The sequence below is a fragment of the uncultured Jatrophihabitans sp. genome (assembly GCF_964244045.1).
GTDB lineage: Bacteria > Actinomycetota > Actinomycetes > Mycobacteriales > Jatrophihabitantaceae > Jatrophihabitans.
In genome coordinates this window covers 1-18,178 of record NZ_CAXTHK010000007.1, presented here as the reverse complement: position 1 = coordinate 18,178, position 18,178 = coordinate 1, and the positions used below count along the sequence as shown (strand labels likewise).

General features: G+C 68.7%; 14 protein-coding genes. 6 read left to right on the top strand and 8 right to left on the bottom strand.

What is annotated here, in order from left to right; all coding sequences use genetic code 11:
• Positions 1-223: 223 nt before the first annotated feature.
• The 6 genes from ACFFC4_RS07625 (at position 224) to ACFFC4_RS07600 (ending at position 7,047) form a co-directional block, all read left to right on the top strand.
• Entirely contained in the window at positions 224-1,459 is a 1,236-nt protein-coding gene (locus ACFFC4_RS07625; RefSeq protein ID WP_375499414.1) for a hypothetical protein, read from the top strand.
• The gene (locus ACFFC4_RS07620; protein ID WP_375499412.1) at positions 1,456-2,811 is read left to right on the top strand and encodes a lipopolysaccharide biosynthesis protein; all 1,356 of its coding nucleotides are present in this window, start codon (positions 1,456-1,458) and stop codon (positions 2,809-2,811) included. The genes ACFFC4_RS07625 and ACFFC4_RS07620 overlap by 4 nt, the downstream gene beginning before the upstream one ends.
• Positions 2,804-3,964, top strand: a complete 1,161-nt coding sequence (locus tag ACFFC4_RS07615; RefSeq protein WP_375499410.1) for a glycosyltransferase family 4 protein — start codon at positions 2,804-2,806, stop codon at positions 3,962-3,964. Before ACFFC4_RS07620 ends, ACFFC4_RS07615 begins: the two co-directional genes overlap by 8 nt.
• Before the next feature lie 64 nt (positions 3,965-4,028).
• Positions 4,029-4,703, top strand: coding sequence for a methyltransferase domain-containing protein (locus tag ACFFC4_RS07610; RefSeq protein WP_375499408.1), 675 nt, complete (start codon positions 4,029-4,031; stop codon positions 4,701-4,703).
• Positions 4,700-5,815, top strand: a complete 1,116-nt coding sequence (locus tag ACFFC4_RS07605) for a glycosyltransferase (protein ID WP_375499406.1) — start codon at positions 4,700-4,702, stop codon at positions 5,813-5,815. The genes ACFFC4_RS07610 and ACFFC4_RS07605 overlap by 4 nt, the downstream gene beginning before the upstream one ends.
• A 164-nt stretch (positions 5,816-5,979) precedes the next feature.
• Complete coding sequence (locus ACFFC4_RS07600) at positions 5,980-7,047, top strand: glycosyltransferase (protein WP_375499404.1); 1,068 nt, start codon at positions 5,980-5,982, stop codon at positions 7,045-7,047.
• A 5-nt stretch (positions 7,048-7,052) separates the two neighbouring features.
• Here ACFFC4_RS07600 and ACFFC4_RS07595 read toward each other — a convergent pair whose 3' ends face one another.
• The 8 genes from ACFFC4_RS07595 to ACFFC4_RS07560 all read right to left on the bottom strand — a co-directional run bounded on the left by ACFFC4_RS07595 (position 7,053) and on the right by ACFFC4_RS07560 (position 17,752).
• On the bottom strand, positions 7,053-7,991 hold the full coding sequence (locus ACFFC4_RS07595) for a glycosyltransferase family 2 protein (RefSeq protein ID WP_375499402.1): 939 nt from the start codon (positions 7,989-7,991) through the stop codon (positions 7,053-7,055).
• Positions 7,988-8,947, bottom strand: a complete 960-nt coding sequence (locus ACFFC4_RS07590; RefSeq protein WP_375499400.1) for a glycosyltransferase family 2 protein — start codon at positions 8,945-8,947, stop codon at positions 7,988-7,990. The genes ACFFC4_RS07595 and ACFFC4_RS07590 overlap by 4 nt, the downstream gene beginning before the upstream one ends.
• Positions 8,948-9,022: 75 nt before the next feature.
• Entirely contained in the window at positions 9,023-13,213 is a 4,191-nt protein-coding gene (locus ACFFC4_RS07585) for a LamG-like jellyroll fold domain-containing protein (RefSeq protein ID WP_375499398.1), read from the bottom strand.
• 35 nt (positions 13,214-13,248) lie between these two features.
• Positions 13,249-13,839: a hypothetical protein gene (locus ACFFC4_RS07580; protein WP_375499396.1), complete on the bottom strand. Its 591-nt coding sequence runs from the start codon at positions 13,837-13,839 to the stop codon at positions 13,249-13,251.
• Positions 13,840-14,097: 258 nt separating this feature from the next.
• The gene (locus ACFFC4_RS07575; protein WP_375499394.1) at positions 14,098-14,976 is read right to left on the bottom strand and encodes an O-methyltransferase; all 879 of its coding nucleotides are present in this window, start codon (positions 14,974-14,976) and stop codon (positions 14,098-14,100) included.
• Between the two features lie 13 nt (positions 14,977-14,989).
• Positions 14,990-16,135 (bottom strand): glycosyltransferase family 4 protein, encoded by a 1,146-nt coding sequence (locus tag ACFFC4_RS07570; protein WP_375499392.1) that lies wholly within the window; start codon positions 16,133-16,135, stop codon positions 14,990-14,992.
• A gap of 27 nt (positions 16,136-16,162) precedes the next feature.
• Complete coding sequence (locus tag ACFFC4_RS07565) at positions 16,163-17,392, bottom strand: DUF1972 domain-containing protein (RefSeq protein WP_375499390.1); 1,230 nt, start codon at positions 17,390-17,392, stop codon at positions 16,163-16,165.
• 84 nt (positions 17,393-17,476) lie between these two features.
• On the bottom strand, positions 17,477-17,752 hold the full coding sequence (locus ACFFC4_RS07560) for a hypothetical protein (protein WP_375499388.1): 276 nt from the start codon (positions 17,750-17,752) through the stop codon (positions 17,477-17,479).
• Between the last annotated feature and the right edge of the window lie 426 nt (positions 17,753-18,178).

Below are 18,178 nucleotides of genomic sequence, written 5' to 3'. Positions count from 1 at the left end.
ACTACTATTCTGAACCTAACACGAATATTATGACAAGCGTACGGTACGAAAAGCTCGAACACACTGCGCACGCCCGAGCGTGCACACGCGTCAGAGGGGATGCGCCATGGTCGCAGCGCCGGTAACGGCGGCGCCTCGACGTGGCACCTCGACGCCCCGGAAGCCCGGGCAGGGCCGTCAACTGCCACACGGCGACGGGTTCGAGACCGCGGAGCGCGCAATCGTGCTGGTCTTGTTGTTCCTACTGGGCCTGCGCCAATCACTGCATTCGGGGATCACGAGCGGCTACGCTCTCGCCCTGTTGTGCACCCCGTTGTGGGTGATGTTGCTCCGGCGCTTCCGTGGCGCGGTGGGCCTCATGACGCTGGGCGCCCTGACCCTGGTCTCGGGCTTTGCGCTGCAACAGCTGGCGGCCGCCGATCATGCGGTGAGCCTGAACAAGCAGTTCGAGTCCACGGCGCTGCTCATGGGCATCCTGGCAGGTGCCGGCGTGGTGTTGTGGGCGCGCACCGTTGTGCCGATCGCCACCGTCGGCGCGGCGTTCGGGGCGGGCATGCTCGCGCACGGTGCGCTGTTCGGAGCCGGTGCACAGAATCCGTGGAAGAACACGTGGGCCATCCCGCTGGCCATCACGCTGCTTGCCGTGGCCGCTCACGATGCTGACCTGCGCCCGCGCCGGGCGGCCGCACGCGGTGTGGCGGTGCTGCTGCTGCTGACGCTGGTGTCCGCCGTGTCGGACTCACGCTCCTACAGCGCAACCTTCCTCATCTGCGCCATCCTCGCTGCCTGGCAGGCCCGTCCCGATGCGATGTCGCGCCGCGGGTCGATCGCCCTGACCATCTCGATGCTGGTCGGCCTGTCGGCGGCTACTTACTGGCTGGGCACGAGGCTGCTGGTGTCGGGCTACCTCGGTGCCAACGCGCAGGCCCGCACGATCGAACAGATCGATCAGTCCGGGTCGGTGATCCTCGGCGGTCGCCCGGAGTTGCAGGCGACCCTTTCCCTGATGCGCCATCGGCCGCTCGGCTTCGGCGTCGGCGTGGTTCCGACGGACAACGATGTGCTGGTGGCCAAGCGGGGGCTGTCGAGCATCAACTACAACCCGAACAACGGCTACGTCGAGAAGTTCATGTTCGGCGGCCACATCGAGCTGCATTCGCTGCTGGGTGACCTGTGGGCGGGGTGGGGAGTGGCCGGGGTGCTGCTGCTCGCCCTGTTCGTCTTCCACATCGTCCGCGCCCTCGCGTTCACGATCAAGTCCGGGGCACCGAACCCGGTGTTGCTCTTCGTGTCGGTCTGGACCCTATGGAACGTCCTGTTCAGCCCCATCTACTCCTCTGCGCCGACCCTGATTGTGGCCGTAGGACTCGCGCTGGCGGCGCGCGATCGTCGACCCGCACGTCCTCCTGCGCCGGTCTCCCCCGGCGCCGGTGTCCGGCGCGCGGCGGCGCGACGATGACTGCCCAGGTCAGCGGCGTCGAGTCGGTGGCCACGGCCGGTTCTAGTCGGCAGACGTGGCTGAGCATCGGCCGCAGCGCCGGCGCGCGTGTCCTCATCCTGCCGGTCAGCGCGATCCTGGGCATCATCAACACCCGGCTCATCATCGAACACTTCGGCGAAGGTGCCTTCGCGCAGTACGGGCTGCTCGTGGGGCTGGCCGGGCTCGTCCCGTTCGCCGACCTCGGCATCACCGCCTCGGTGATCAACGGGATCGGGCAGTCCGACGACCCCGCACACGACCCGGCGGTCAGGCGCATCCTCACGACCGGGCTGCGGGTGCTGGCGTGCTCGTGCGTGGTGCTGCTGCTGGCGGCCTGGCTCTTCACCGCCAGCAACGCGTGGCCGAGCCTGCTCGGTGCAGGCTTGCTCCCGGGGTCGGGCTCACGGGCGGCGGGCCTGTGCGTTGTGGCCTTCGCGCTGACCCTGCTGGTCGGCTTCGGGCAGCAGATCCTGCGCGGGCTCGGGAAGAACCACGTAGCGGTGCTGCTGCTCGGCCTGCAGACGCCGGTCGTGCTGCTGTCGGTTGTCGTGATCATTGCCGTCGACGCGCCGCTCGGCGGTTACGTCGCTGTGGTCGCCTACCTCACCACCTTCGCCATCTCGGGGGTGGCGGCGGTGGTGGCCAGCCGGCGAGTGCACCCGCTGGTCGGTCGCGCGATCCGCGACGCCCCGCGGGTGCGAACGGTGCGCGGGGCCACGGTCTTCAGTACCGCTTGGCCGGTCGTTGTGCAGATGGTGGCCCTGCCCATCGCAATGCAGACCGACCGGCTCGTGCTCAGCCATGTGTCCGACCTGCCGAACCTCGCCCGGTACAACCTCGCCTCGCAGATCTTCACCCCGGTCTGGGCTGTCGTCAGCTCGGCCGGTGTCGCCCTCTGGCCGATCTTCGCGCGCGCGCGAGCCCGCAAGGACTCCTACGCTCCGTCACCCGCCCGGATGTCGCTGGCCTTCGGCGGCGCGGCCGCCGTCATCTGCCTGTGTCTTGCGCTCGCGTCACCCTGGCTGGCGAAAACCGCCTCTGGCGGAGCAGTACACCTGGACCTGCCGCTTGTCATCACCTTCTCGGTGTTCATGGTGTTCCAAGCCCTCAAGTACCCACTCGGCATGTACATGACCGACGCCCGCGGTCTGCGCTTCCAGGCCCTGATGATCGTGTTGCTGCTGCCCGTCAACCTTGGTCTGTCATGGGTGTTGGCCGAACGGTGGGGCGCGGTAGGCCCGGTCATCGGGTCCGCGGTCGGTGTGTTCTGCTGCCAGGTCGTCGCCAACTGGTGGTACGTGCGGCGAGACCTTAGGCGCGCTCGTGCGTAGGGCTGCCCACCGACGTGGGCGGATCTATCACAACGTCCGCACCGCGCACCTCGAACGAGCACATCAGCAATTGCCGGCGACGATCCTCTATGCCAATCGCAAATATGACTTCGACCCACAGCTGGCCGCGGGGCTCGACCTCATCGGCGGGTCGCTGCCGTCCCGGCTCGGCACTGTGCTGCGTTCGGACCTGGAAGTCCTCGAGGTCAACGAACCCCTGATGCCTTTCGGCCTGGCCGATACCTGCGTGTCAATCGCGACGGCCCGTGCCGTGGCCGCCGTCCGGCGCAGGCCGCTAGTCGTCGGCTGCTACGCGATCGAGAACCGCTACCCCTACGTGGCAGCCGACCCGAGCGTCTCTGGGGCCCGGGCGCTACGGTCGAAGGTGGCGAGCCGGGCCAAGATCGCAATGACGCGCTGGATCGCTGCCCGCCTCGACCGCATTGCCTTCGGCACGCCGGCTGCGGCGGAACTGTACGACGCCTCGTTCCCCCCGGGCGCCCTACCCGCCGTGCGGGTGGTCATCCCGGCCCTGCCGGCCGCCTGCGAATGCGACGACGACAACAACAACCGCGAACCGGGACGAGTGCTGTTCGTCGGCAGACTCACCGAGCGCAAGGGCATCGACCGGCTACTAGGGGCGTGGCCCGCCGTGCGGGCGAGCGGCGCTGGCACCAGCCTGTCGGTGGTCGGTAAGGGTCCGCTCGAGCAGGCGGTTCGAGACGCGGCAGCGGCCGACCCGGGCATCGACGTGCTCATCGACCCTCCTCGCCCGCAGATCCACCGCGAGCTTCGGCGAGCCGGTGTCGTGGTGCTGCTGTCGCAGCCCACCCCGATCTGGCGCGAGCAGGTGGGCCTGCCGATCGTCGAGGGATTGGCCCACGGCTGCACCGTCGTGACCACCGACCAGACCGGTCTGGCTGATTGGCTGCGCGCACACGGGCACGTCGTCGTGGCCACGGACTCCGATACCGATGCGATCGCCCGCGCGGTGATCGCCGCGCTGCAGGCGCAACGACCGGCGAAGGATGTGCTCGACGATCTGCCGGGTACCGACGGCAGGCTCGCCGCCGACGCCTGGCTGATGGGCGGCACCCGGGAGGGTCGCGAGCCCGAGGCCCGCCCCGACCCGCGCGAAGTCGTGCACCCGTGAGACCCGCATCCGATGCGTTAGTTTCGGCCCGCCGAGGCATGCCGCACCTGCAGAAAGAGGTCAGATGACCGCCCGTTCCCAGCTCTCCCGATTCGCGCACCCCGCCATCGAGCGAGTGACGCGACCGGCCCGCGAGCGACGCTTCCAGCAGGAGTTCGCGGCGGCCCGGGATGCCGGCGAGGTGAAGGTCAACATCGGTGCCGGCCGCAAGGCCGTCCCCGGCTGGGTGAACACCGACGTTGTCTGGCAGGGCCGGCTGTACCTCGATGCGACCTCGGCCTGGCCGGTACCGGCAGGCAGTGTCGGCTACATCTACGCCGACAACGTCATCGAGCACGTGACCCTCGCGCAGGGCCGCGAGGTGTTCCGGCATGCGTTCACAGCGCTGGCTCCGGGTGGTGTCTTCCGCCTCGCCACCCCGGACGTCGAGGCCGTCGCGCGGCAGTATCTCGAGAACGGGGAGCTGGCCCGGCTGGGCATGGAGCGCAACCGCGAGCGCGGCCGCGACTTCGTGCACCCGGTGGAGCTGTTGCGTCAGGTCTACGTCGGCGCACAGCACTACCTCGGTTTCATCTACGACTACGCCGCGCTGTCCACCGAGATGGAGCAGGCCGGGTTCGTGGTCACTCGTGTCCGTCCCGGCGAGAGCGCACATGCGCCGCTCGCCGGTCTGGAGGTCCGGATGCACCCTGCCGAGGAGGCGACGGCGCTGGTCGTGGAAGGGACGAAACCGGCGTGAGTTCCGGCAGTCCGTCCGGCGCGGGCCGCGCCCCGACGGGTGTGTCGGACACCTCAGGCCCCCGGCTGTCGGTGCTACTGTCGTTCCCCCGGCTGGAGGCCACGACCAACCCCTACAACAAGCAGCTGGTGACGTGCCTGACGCCGTACGTCGACACCGAGCTGTTCAGCTGGCGACGGGCCCTCGGCGGCAGCTACGACGTGCTACACGTGCATTGGCCCGAACGGTTGCTGCGTGGGCGCAACCGGTTCACTGCGCTCGCGCGACTGCTGCTGTTCCTTGCGCTGATGATCAGCACCGGTCTGCGGCGCCAGGCAATCGTGCGCACCTTGCACAACGTGGAGCCACACGAGCGGCCCTCGGCGGGCGAACGGTTGGCCACCACCGTGCTCGCGAGGCGGACCGCCGTCGCCATCCGGCTCAACCCACACACGCCGATGCCGCCTGCGACGCCCACCCGCACCGTCCTGCACGGTCACTACCGGGACTGGGTTCCCGGCCTGGCATCGGAGCGGCCGCAGCCCGTCCCGGGACGCATCCTGTTCTTCGGCATCATCCGTAGCTTCAAAGGCCTGGACGCGCTGGTCGATGCCTTCCGTGGGCTCACCGACCCGACCGTCACCCTGCACATCGCAGGCCGGGTCGTCGACCACGACTCCGCGACCCTGGTGACCGCTGCGGTGGCCGCGGACCGGCGCATCACGGCCCGGACGGAGTTCGTGCCCGATTCCGAACTCGTCGCAGAGATCGCCGCCAGCCAGCTGGTCGTTCTGCCCTACCGGGCTATGCACAATTCCGGCGCTGCGCTACTTGCGCTGTCGATCGGTCGCGCCGTCCTGGTGCCCGACAACGAGGTCACCAGGTCACTCGCCGACGAGGTCGGTGCCGACTGGGTGCTGCGTTTCGAAGCCCCCGTCGACTCGGCCGCCCTCGAACGGGCGCTCACCACGACGGCGGCCTCGACGGGCGGCTCCCCCGACCTCTCGGGTCGCGAATGGGCCGACGCTGCGCTCGAACACGCCGCGGCCTACCGCGACGCAGCCGACTCGGTGCGGGCCGGCAGCGCCCGGCTGCGACGGCGGGCCGGTTCGCCGGCGCCGCGTGCGCAGTGACCGGCCCACCGGCGGCGGCCGGGGGCACCAATCCACGACGCCCGAAACGCGACGGGCTCGCCGTACTGATCTCTGCGTACGCGTGCGGGCCGGGGGACGAGTCCGAGGCGAGCGCCGGCTGGGCCGTTGTCTGCGCCGCGGCACGCCACCATCGTGTCTGGCTCGTGACCCGCCAACGTTTCCGGGCCGCCGTCGACGCTGCGCTGTCGGCCGATCCCGCGCTGGCGGAGCGACTCACCGTCACCTACCTCGACCTGTCGCCCCGCGTCACGGCCTGGAAACGGCGCGGGTTCGACGTGTACTGGTACTACGCGCTGTGGCAGCGCCGATTGACCCGCACCGCGCGCCAGCTGCACGCGCAGGTGGGTTTCGACGTCGTCCACCACGTCACGTTCGCCGCCGACTGGCTGCCCTGCGGGGCTGCGCGGCTGGCGGGCGTACCACTGGTCTGGGGTCCGGTCGGAGGCGCCACCTACTTGCCGGTGCGCATGGCGCGCTGGGTCGGGGTGCGCGGCTTCATCGGCGAGACCGGACGGTCGGTCTTCACCCGCATCTGCCGCCGCCTCTGGGGCGACCCGGCCGCCGCGCGGGCCGAGGTCGTGATCACCCAGAACGCCGAGGTTGCCCACCGGTTCCGCGCAGCCCGTAAGGTCGTCGTCGAACCGAACGCTGCCCTGGGACCGATGCCCTCGAGTCGTCGGCAACCGGGCTCGAGCGCCGGTCGGGCGATCTTCGTCGCCCGCCTCGTGGCCTGGAAGGGCGCCGGCCTCGCCATCAGTGCCCTCGCCGAGCCGCCCCTTCGCGAGTGGACGCTTGACGTGTACGGCAGCGGGCCCGAGGACGCCCGGATGCGACAGCTTGCCGAGCGGCTCGGCGTCGCCGACCGGGTGGTCTTCCACGGGCACACCGCCCGGGCGGAGGTGCTCGAGGCGCTCGCGCACGCCGACGTCCTGCTGTTCCCGTCCCTGCACGACTCGGCGGGGTGGGCAGCGGCAGAGGCGTCCGCGATGGGCTGCCCGGTCGTGTGCTTCGACCACGGCGGACCGGCTCTGCTCGCTGGACCGAACGCGCACGTCGTCGCGATGGGCGGATCGTCGGTCCCCGACCTCGCAGCGGCGGCGGTTCGGGCCGCGGGGACTCCGGTCGCGCCCTACGACCGTTGGAGCCGGGGCCGGCTGCCTGGCCTCGTCCACGGTTGGTATCAGGACGCGGTGTCGAGCCGCAGCGGCTGATTCAGCTACCGGCGGTACCGCTGGTAGCTGTAGCCGAACGAACCCAGCACGAGGCCACTGCCCCGCCACAGCGTCTGCGCCCCGAGGGCCTGGTGCCGCGGCGAGCCGGTAAGGCGGCCGTACGCCTGACGCACCGCGCCGACGAGCACCCTGGGTATGCCCCGCCCGACACATCGCGCCCTGGCCTGCAGCCGCGGCCCGCGACCGTCGGCCAGTCGGATCGCGACCCGGCAGTCCGTCGTGCCGTAGCTCAGGGCGCGGGTCAGCAGCCACCTGCGGCTCAGCCGGGCCGCCGGGACGTGCTCGACTACGCACGCGTCGGGACACCACACGATGCGGCCTCCGCGAGACACCAGTTCGCGACTGAACAAGGTGTCCGATCCCCCGCTGAGGCCGAAATCCGCATCGAAGCGAATGCCGAACCGATCCAGTGCCCGCCGGTCGAGCAGGAGGTTGTTCGACGCCGCGACTGCCAGCTCGGTGCCGGCCGCAAGGCCCTGCCGGTGCCGACGGGTGAAGAACTCACCCGCGGTGATCCACTCGTTGACTGGCGCGTCGAAGGTCGACACGACGGATCCGGTGACCGCCTCGGCGTGCGTTCGATGGTGCATGTCGAGTAGTGCCGCCAGCCAGCCGGCGCGCGGGACCTCGTCGTCGTCGATGAATACCAGTAGATCGCGCTCGCCTGTCTCGGCGATGCTGCGGTTGCGGGCCGCGGCGATGCCCGGCTCGGGCTCGCGCACGTAGGCAACGTCGTCGTAGGCCGCGACGACCGGCGACCCGCTGCCCGCCGGGTCGTTGTCGACCACCAGGATCCGCCCGTCGTAGGACGGCTCGGACCGCGCGTTGAGCTCGGCGACCTGCTCGCGCAGGCCGGGCAGCAGCCGGGCCAGATCGACCGGCCTGCGGTAGGTAATGACAGCGACGGTGTAAGTAGTGGTCATCGGCACGCGGGGGGTTGGATCGCCGGAGCGGGAGTGACCGTGCCGCGTCGGGCCAGCAACAGGAGCAATCCTTCGAGGCTGCCCCGCAGGGCCGCCCACCACGGACGCCACGACCGGAGCAGCTGCCGGCGACCACCACGCAGCAGGATCTCCCACCCGACCGCGGGTGTGAGCAGCGCCCAGGCCAGGCGCGAGCGACGGTCGAGGTGCCGGGCGGCGAACAGCAGCCGGTTGCGGCAGTTGTAGCGGTAGTACGTCGGCGATTTGGCCCGGCCGGATTGCGGGCCCTGCGTGCCCCCGCTGTCGTGGACGGCCACCAGGTCATGTCGGACGACGAGCCGGCCGCCCGCCGCAACGCAGCGGTAACTGAGGTCGACGTCCTCCCAGTACAGGAAATATGCCTCGTCGAAGCCACCGAGGCGCTCGAACAGATCTCGGGACAGGGCCAGACAGGTGCCGGGCACCCAGTCCGCGCGAGCAGGGGCGTATTCGCTCGTCAGCATTCGAGGCATTGTGCGGTACGGCCTGGTCGACGCGGCACCCCTGATCTCACCTGTGCGCAGCGACATCGTCGAGCCGGCGTAGTCGACGTGGCCGGAGGTGTTCGCCAGCGTCGGGGTCACCAGCGCGTCCGGGTCACACCTGCTGGCAGCGATGAGCTCACACACGACCGCGACATCGAGCGCGCAATCAGGGTTGAGGACGACGACGGCGTCGACGTCATCGGGGGCTTGACGCACCGCCACGTTGACCGCGGCGCCGAACCCCACATTGCGCGGCATCTCGATCAACGCCCACCGCCGACGCCGGCACAGCTCGCGGATCGCCTGTCGCTCGTTCGCTCCGGTCGGGTTGTCGACGACGATGACGTCCGCCGTCTCACCGAGTTCGGGCAGATTACGGTCGATGAGCTGGTGCGAGCCGTAATTGACGACGACCACGGTCGCTGCCTGCACGCTGTCTCCCGTTTGTCGGCGCTGCCGTCAACGACTGCGGGGACGGTCGGCTCTCCCGACCGTCCCCGCATAGCGTCAGGCCGGTTTGACCGTGTAGTTGTCGTAGGACACGGTCACCGGGCTGTTCGAGGCCGTGGATCCCAGCGAGGTGTAAAGCCCGACCGCGCCGGCGCCCTGCAGGGTGGCCTCGGTGTCGGTGCCGGTGGTCTGCCACGCGGTCGGCTCGGTCGTGCCGACCTTCCAGGCCTTGCCCGACACCGTCGTGGTGGTGCCGTTACCGGACACCAGGAAGCGCATCCGGAACACGTCGCCCGGCGCGTAGGTCACGTTCTTGATCGTCACCTCGGAGCCGACGGTCTCCTTGCCGGCAACCACCTTCGACCACGCGAGATGCAGGACACCGCTGGGCAGGAACTTCAGCTTGAGGCGGTAGTCGCCGGCACCCGAGCGCCGCGCCAGCAGCATCGCCAACGTGCCGTTACCGGAGCCGTCCTTGTCCACGCTGACGTCGACGGTCTGGTCGACGTTGGTGGCCGATACACCGTTGAGCAGCGCGAGCGGGCCGGCTGACGCGGCCGCAAGCTTGACGTTGCCGCGGCTGCCATCCGTCGTGAACGAACTCGCTCCGCCGGACAGCGTCCAGGCGCCGCCGACATCGGCAGAGCCCCAGGTCCCGGTCCGGGTGAAGGAGTCGGAGGCGAACACGGTCGGAGCGGCCGGGCTTACGGTGACCGACGCCGTCTTGACGTTGGTGAGGCCACTGGGATCGGACACCGTCAACTGCACCGAGTACGTGCCCGCTGCTGCGTAGGTGTGCGACGGTGACACCCCCGTGCCCGTGGACCCGTCACCGAACGTCCACGCATAGGTCAAGGTGTCGCCGTCCGGATCACTCGACCCAGACCCGTCGAAGGCCACCGACAGGTTCGTCGGCGTCGAGGTGAAGGACGCCACCGGCGCCTGGTTCGCCTTGCTCACCGTGACCGACGCCGTCTTCGTGCCAGTCAGACCACCCGGGTCGGACACCGTCAACTGCACGGAATACGTACCCGCTGCCGCATAGGTGTGCGACGGCGTTACGCCGGTGCCCGTAGTGCCGTCGCCGAACGTCCACGCGTAGGTCAACGCGTCACCGTCGGGATCACTGGACCCCGACCCGTCGAAGGCCACCGACAGGTTCGTCGGCGTCGACGTGAATGACGCGGTCGGCGCGTGGTTCGTGGCGACGGCTGCCCCGGACGCGCGGTAGTGTGCCGCCACCTGAGCGGAAGTCAGCTCGCTGTAGTAGACGGCAGCCTCGTCTATCGTGCCGGCGAAGAACGCGCCGTTGGCGTTCCAACCGTTGAGATTGTCGCCACCGATGCGCCAGTAGCCATTGAAGGCCTGCGCCTGCGTCTGCGGGTTGGAAGCCACGGCTACCCCGTCGACGTAAAGGGTCATACCGTCAGGACCCTGGGTTGCGACCACATAGTGCCACGAGCCGTCGTTGTAACTCTTGGGCGACGTCGCGAGGTTCAGCTGACCGGTGTAAGTGCCGAAGACGAGCTGGCCGGAGGAGAGCATGTAGACGTGCCGATCGTAGCTGCCGCTGTTGCCACTCTGGGCGTCACCGAAACCGATCAGCTTGCCGCCGGCCGTGGACGTGGTCTTGAACCACAGCTCCTCGGAGTAAACGGTCGGGTTGTAGGCGAGGTCGTTGCTGGACACCGTGCCGTCGACACCGTTGAACACTGCTGCCGTGCCCGTCGCACCCGACACCGGGCTGCTCGCCCCTTGCGTCACACCGCCGTAGTACGTGCCGTTAGCTCCGTTGCCGGACCGGTCGGCAGCAACCGTCCCGGACGTCTCGTCGACGCGGTAGTACAGCGCCGGCGCGTCGTTGTACACAGCGGCGCCGTACGAGTCAGCGGGAGCCGTGCTCCCGGCGAGCGTCCGTCCACTGTCGAGGTACTGCTGCCTGACCTGGGCCAGCGTCAGCGCCGTCGGGTAGATAGCGACGTCGTCGATCGTGCCGGTGAAGAAGTTGCTGCCGCTCCAGCTCGAGTCACCGCCGACGCGCCAGTAACCGGTGAAGGCCTGGCCGATTGTCGTGCCGGCGTTCGTGCCGATCAGCTTGCCGTCGATGTAAAGGCGCAACCCGTCACTGCTCAGGCTGGCGACCACCTGGTGGAACGCGCCGTCGTTGTACGACTTCGGCGAGGTGATCACGTAGGCGTTGTTGTTGTAGACACCGAAGGTGATGTGCCCGGCGGCGTCCATATAGATGTGCCGGTCGTAGTTCGAACTGGTCCCGGAACTCTTGTCACCGAACCCGACGATCTTCCCGCCGGAGGTCGACGTGGTCGAGAACCACGCCGACTCAGTGAACGTATTGGGCCCGACGATCGGTGTGGTGGTACCACCGGAACCGGTTCCTGAGCCGTCAAACATCGAACCGGCGTCCTGATCGTTGATTGCGCCGGTGGCGCCGCCGGTCACCCCGGAGCCGAGGGTCAGGTCACTGAAACCAGCGTAGTCGTAATTGACGGTCGCCCCGCTGGTCTGGTCGAGTCGCCAGAAGTCACTGGCACCGTCCTGCAACACGTCTTGGACGTACGGACCGTCCGCAGCACTGTTGGTGGTGGGCGTCGTGGCAGTGACGTTATCGCTATAGGCCAGGTTGCCCGACGGGTCGGTGACCTTGATGCGGTAGGTGTACGTGGTGCCCTTGGTCAGTCCGGTGTCTATGTAGCCGAGCTGCGGCAGGTTCCAGGACTGCGAGGGCGCAGTCGTGGTGTACACCGTCTTACCGTTGCGGGTAAGGGTGTACGTGAGGTTCTGGTCGTCGCGATCCCAGTCGGAGCCCCACGTCACACGCACGGACGTGTTGGAGCGCGCCAACGTGGTGATCTTCAGCTGGCTGCTGCTCAGTCTCGGGCCCTGCTTATTCGGCGCCTTCGCGGGAACTGCGAAGCGCACCAGACCCTGCTGTGCAGTCCCGTTGACCTTCGGGAACTCACCACCCTCGACGACATACTGCGAGTTACCAGAAACGCTCCACGCCGCCTGCGACTGGCCGGTGTACGTACCGGAGTCCAGGTCGGGCATCCAGTCGATCAACGACGGGCTGGGCTGGCCGGCAAAGTTGCCGTAGCCCGCGCCGGGCTCGCCATTGGGCTGGACGGTGCCGGTGGCGTGGTTGGTGAAGGCCGTGGAGCGGTGCCAGATGTTGCGCGGGTTCGTGTCCGGGAAACCGCCGATGTTGGAGCAGAAGTGCTGGTGGCCCACGGAGTAGACGATGTCGCCGGTGGCGAAGGTGCCGTACGTGTCACCGTGGCAGTCCGCCAACCAGTTGATCGTGCCGGTGTTCGGGTCAGCGGACATGTTGCCCTCGAAGTTGCCGCCCTGCCCGTAGACATATGACGAGCTGAAGATCGACGTGCCATCGGTTGACAGGTTAATGACGGCCGCATTCGAGCCACCGTCCTGCACTACCTGGTTGGCGGCCCAGGGCACCAGCGCTCCCGTCGTGTCGACAGCACCGAGGCCGTAGGCGGGGGCACCGTTGATGGTTTGGAAGGAGCCGCCGACGATCACGCGGCTCTGGTCGGGCACGACCTGCAGCGCGTTGACTGACGCGTCTGCGCTCGGGGCCCAGGACAGCAGAGCTCCGTTGGCCGGGTTGAAAGCGGCCAGGCGCGAGCGCGCGACCCCGTTGGCGGAGCTGAACGCGCCACCGACGTAGACGGCCGTGTTCGACACCGAGAGCGAATACACACCGGCGTTGAGCGACGGCGCGAAGGTGCTGACCAACTGCCCGGTCGAGGTGCTGTAGGCCGCAATCCGGTTGCGAGTCACGCCGTTGGCTTGCGTGAAGGCGCCGCCCACGTAGATCCGCGAACCGTCCGGCGACGCAACCACGATCTTGGCCTGTGCATTCAGCGACGGCGCGAAAGAAGTGACCAGATTACCGGTCGAGATGCTGTACGCGAGCAGGTTGCTGCGCGGGGTCAACTGGGTCCCGGCGGCCGCGCCGGCAGGCCGGGCATTCGCGAACTCGCCGCCGGCGTACACGGTGTCGCCGACGACGGCCTGCGACCACACGACGCCGTCGATCTGCACGGTGGGCAGTGCGTCAGCGGTGACGTTCGCCGCGCTGCGCTGCAAGACCGGCGAGACACCCGCTGGCGCGGGCGCCGCGGCAGCCGGTGTCGCGGCCGCGAGCGTCAGTGCGCCCGTCGCCACGAGTGTGGCGGCCGCGGTGACCGCGACCATTCTGTTTCCCAAACGCGAAATCTTGTGCACTGCCGTTCCCCCCGGAATCAGACCTTGCCGACGAACAAAATGACGGGTGCGGCAGTCGAATAACTGACGCCTACTGTCGCTGGGTTATCGAACCCTTTGGACAGGCTGAACAGATAGGTCCCGGATTTGCTGCTGCCGGGCGACAGCTTGCCGTTCACGCGGGTGGACGCGCTCTCGACCAGCACCTGCGGTACGCCGGCCCCGTCGGTGACGTTGACGACGACATTGACCATCGAGACCGCCGATCGTGCGCGATTGGTGAACGAAACTGTCACCGACAGCGCGGCTCCGGAGATCTCGCCGGGCAGGCGAGCGGTTACCTGTGTCCGGCGGACGCCCTGCAGCTTTGCCGACACGCTGTTGTTGAAGCTTGCGGCAGAGCTCAGCGGTACCGGGGCGAGCGTGCGAACCGCACGGGACGGGACGTCAGAACGGAGATTGCCCTGCTGCGGCGCCGGTACTGCTGTGCTGGGCACGGGGCGCAAGGTGGGCGTGGCGCTCGCGCTGCTGCCCGACGGTGCCACGGAGGTCGCGGACGAGGATCGGCTCTGCGACGATGTACAGGCGGCGCCCATCGCGGCGATAACCGTCAACGCGGCCAGCCGCATCGCGGTACGCGTGACCCAGCACCCCGATCGAAAACCGAACGTGGGTGCAAGGGCGCTCAGCCCACGCACAATCATCCCCCGATGAAAAACAGTCCCCCCCGAGCCGGTACGCAGCTGCGAACCAGCCATTCAAATGTAGCATCCGTGTGAAGCGGACGCCACTCAGAGGGCGGGGACCTTCGGCCCTGATTCCGCTCGTGATCGGGACGAGCGTCCCACGCCCGGACCGGTCGCTCGAATACCGAGCGGCGGAGCCCGTCAGAAGTATGGGATGGCCAGGCTGTGCCGTGACTGCGCCGACGCACTCAGCACGGCGATGCCGACCGAGCGCAGATCGATGGTGAGCGCGAATCGATCGTCAGCGACGATGCGACTCCAGGCCGCGCGCATACCGTCCGACCAGGCGATGTCGTCGAACACGAAGACCGCTTCGTCCGACATCGCCGGCAGGATCTGTTCCATGTAGTCGAGGGTGGCGGCCTCGACATGGTGCCCGTCGATGAACGCGAACCCCAGCGGAGAAAGTTCGGCGACCGCCGGCCCGATCGTGTCGGCGAACTGCCCCAACCGGACGCCGGCACGGTGCGCGAGGTCAAGTTCCGACAGCGTGTGCGCCGAGCGCTCTGCCAACACGTCAGCGCCCTCGAGGGTGAGCAAGGTTCCGGCGCCGTTGAGTTCCAGCGCTGCGGCTTCGTACGAGGCCGAGATACCTACACAAGCGCCCATCTCCAGCACTGCGGACGGCTTGAGCTCACGCACGAGTCGGAACAGCAGGTAGGCCCACTGTGGCGGCTTGGACGACAGCGTCATCGAACCGAGCGTCTTGGTCACCATGTGTCGTGTCTGGGTGGCTCCGGTGGTGTCGAAGCGGTGCCCGGTCCCGGCGCCGAAATCTTCGATCTCGAGCGGCGCCTGTGATGTCAGCAGCAGTGCGCGCATCAGTTCGACGCGCTCGATCCACCGGCGTTCAGCGGCGCTGGGCCGACCGACTGCTGCTCGTTTCAAGGCGGTAACCACTGCGTTGGGCGCTACGCCGGTGACGTCAGCGGACGCGAGCCGGACACGTCCGCGCACGCGACGGCTGTTGCGAACGGTGTTGTGGCTGAGCGACGAGATCAGCGCAGGCGAGAACGGCACTGCAGCAGCGTACTCAGGAAAGCCGTTTGAGGTCGGCACGGCGGCGGCGCGCGGTCTCGGTCACTGCCTGGACGATCTCCGCCTGGTAGCGCTCGGTTCCGAAACGCTCCCGTGCGTCGACACGGCCGGCTGCGGCCAGCCGGGCGGCCCACCGCGTGTCATCCAGCACCCGAGCTGCCGCTGTGGCCAGGGCACGGGGGTCGTCGGGCGGTACGAGCAGGCCGGTTTGACCGTCGTGGACGATCTCGGCCAGTCCCTGCACCTCGGACGCGATGACGGGACGCTGGGCCAGCAGCGCCTCGACGGCGGTATTGCCGAACGGCTCGGTGCGCGACGGCACCAGGACGGCGCATGCGTCGGCCAACACCTGCGAGGTCGGGTGCACGTAACCCAGGAATCGAACCCGGCCGGCCAGATCGGGCCGCTCGGCCCGTTGCCGCAGCTGCGCCTCGTACCACTCGTAGCCCGGGAAGGCGCTGCCCGCGACGTCGAGCCGCACGTCCCGGCCGTCGGCGCGCAGCAGGGCGACGGCCTCGAGGGCCACGTCGATGCCCTTGCGCGGCGACAGCCTCCCGATGACGGCCAGGCGACCCGGTTCGGCCGCGTCGTAGCCATCGGCCCCAGCGTCGGGGATTCCGTTGGTCACGACGTGGATCTCGGGCGTGGCGCGGCCCAGCGCCGTGGAAAGTACCCGGCGCGACGCGTTGCTGTTCGCGAGGACGACCGTACCGAGAACCAACGGCAGGGCGAGCAGGAACCGCAGCAGCCACGGTGCGTCCTGCTCGGCCTCGTGCACGTGGACCAGGACAGGTGTCCGGGTGAGCCGCGCCGCCACGATCCACAGCGGGATCGTAAGGGTGTTCACGTACACGGCATCCGGGCTGGTTGCGCGGATGGTCCGGACCAGCCGGTACAGGTCCAGCGGGGTGGTCACGACCAGGCGCATCAGCGCACGCGGCGTCAACAACGCCTTGCGCAGGACCGGGAACGACATGATCCGAACCGTGCAGTCGCGCAATAGCGGCTCGAGCGGGCCGCCGGCGGGCAGGTAGACGATCACCCGGGCGCCGGCCGCCCGTACTGCGGCGATCGATTCGACCAATTGGCGATCGGAGCCGTAGACGTCAGCAGACGGATGTGCGACAAGTACCCGGTCCATCGTGTTCAGTGCCGCCTGCCTCTCGGCTCAGCCGAGCGTCTGTCGCTCCGGCACGGAGGCACCAAAACTGTCCTGGACGTAGGTCCGGGGCGCCGTTGCGTCGTAGGCCGTCAACCCGTTGCGGCGTCCCGAGGGAAGGTCACGACGCGGGCGCACCCCGACCGTGAGGAGCCGCTCGCACAGGGCCTCGTAGCTGGCGGCTACCTCGTCCCAGTCGTAGCGGTAGGCGAGCAGCTGGCCTGCGGTGCCGCGGCGGGCCGTGTCCTCCGGGGTCCGCTCGGCGTGCTCGATCTGCGCGGCGACGTCGGCGGCAGTGCGGAAGTACGCGCCGGCGTCTTCGGCGACCTCTCGGTTGAAATTGACGTCGTAGGCGATGACCGGCGCGGCCGCGCCGATGGCCCGCAGCAGGGACGGGTTGGTGCCGCCCACGGAGTGGCCGTGCAGGTAGGTGGCGCAGTTCGCGTACAGCTGGTCCAGCAGGTCCTGGTCCCAGATCCCGCCGGTGAACTGCACCCGCTCGTCGGCGAGCGAGTGGATGCGCGCGGTGTGCTCGTCGGCGTACGGCGCGGAACCCACCACCAGCAGCGGCAAGGTCGCGGCACTCTGCCGGTAGCCGTCGACGATGACATCGACGTGGTTCTCGGGCTCGAAGCGGGCCACGACGAGGTGGAACTTGCCCGGCTCTACGCCGAGTTGGCGCAACCGGTCGTGGTGCTCGTCGGACACGATCGGCGCGCCGTAGGCGATCAGCTCGGTGTCGGCGTCGAATTCCATGCGGTAGTAGTCCGCGATGCCCTGGGCGTCGGCGATCAGCGCGTCGGACCAGCGCACGGCCATGGACTCGGCCATCCGGTAGTAGCGGCGGCCGGCACCCTGCCACTTGCTGCGCATCCATTCCAGCCCGTCGACGTGGGTGGCAACCGGGATGCCCTGCGAACGCAGGAACGGGACGAACGGGGCGTTTGCAGAGTTGAAGACGATTGCGACGTCGACCGGGTGCTTACGCAGGTGCTTGACCGACAGAGCTGTGTGGCTCATTGTCTCGAGCGCCTTCTTGCTGACTGCGGGCAGATGAACCAGCTGCATACCCTCGTACTGGTCGAGCAGCTCGGCAGCGTCATCGGCGTTGGCCTTGCGGCAGTAGACGACGACCTCGTGACCCGACTTGACCAAGCGCTTGCCGACCTCTTCGACGCAGGTCTCGAAGCCCCCGTAACGTGCGGGCACTCCACGCGTGCCCACCAATGCGATCTTCATTCGTGAATCCCCCCGATTCTCGAAATGACGTTCAGTTGTGACGGCCCGCATCGTGCCGAGCCGGCGAACATGCCCCGGCGACCGCTAATAGGCGGCTCGAGCCGCGAGCACGGCGCGGGCCGTTTTCAGCACTACCGCCGTGTCGGTCGCCAACGACCAGTTCTCGACGTAGCGCAGATCAAGCTTGATCGAATCTTCCCCGGACACATCGCTGCGCAGTCGGATCTCGCTCGGGCATGGCACAAACAGCAGATCGCCTGAGTCTGAGCTCTGGCGTGCACGGTCACCGGCCAGGATCTGTGCACGTCCGGGCGCAGCCGCGATCCGCGGCGCCGTGCCCGTCCCGCTTGCGTCGATCATGACCCCCCGTTGCGCACCCGCCGCGTAGTGCGCGGCACGTGCAATCCCCCCCGTGCGCTTCCGCTTCCCTGGGCAGCGACGTAGCTACGGACCTGAGAAACGAATGACTCGACATTTATACCGTGTTAAGTCTGGGCTCGCTACTCGGCCGGCAAAACTTCGCCGCGAGCGGGTCCGGGCGCGCATCTGAGCCGCGCCCGGCGTGCTGTGCCGCCGGGTTGCGGCCAAGTTGCAGGCGCGGTTCGCAACCGATTCGCAGCTGGTTCCTGGCTGGATCTGCCGGCGCCTGCCGGGCCCTGCCGGGCTCAAAGCCGGCTCGGACGGCACGAAGGTCGCGGACGGCCCGGCCGGCGGCACCGGCAGCACTGGTGGCACTGGTGGCACTGGTGGCACTGGTGGCACTGGTGGCACTGGTGGCACTGGTGG